Source organism: Citrobacter sp. TBCS-14 (assembly GCF_005280805.1).
GTDB classification, from domain to species: Bacteria; Pseudomonadota; Gammaproteobacteria; order Enterobacterales; family Enterobacteriaceae; genus Citrobacter; species Citrobacter gillenii.
Genome location: NZ_SZWM01001057.1, coordinates 1 through 247 on the forward strand (window position 1 = coordinate 1; position 247 = coordinate 247).

The window sequence follows — 247 nt, forward strand, 5'->3', positions numbered from 1 at the left end:
GGCGGCAAATATCCGCCCGGTCGCCCGCCAGGTTGAAGGGATGTTCGTGCAAATGATGCTGAAAAGTATGCGCGAGGCGTTGCCAAAAGACGGTGTGTTTAGCAGCGACTCCACGCGTTTATACACCAGCATGTATGACCAACAGATCGCCCAGCAGATGACGGCAGGAAAAGGTCTGGGGCTGGCTGAAATGATGGTCAAGCAGATGACCGAAGGGCAGGCGCAACCTGCGGATGATGCGCCGCAG

General features: G+C 57.1%; 1 protein-coding gene. It reads left to right on the plus strand.

All coding sequences use genetic code 11. The annotated features are described in order from the left end of the window. Positions 1–247, plus strand: a 247-nt coding sequence (locus FDX22_RS23915; RefSeq protein ID WP_186805452.1) for a rod-binding protein, incomplete at both ends; no start/stop codon positions are given.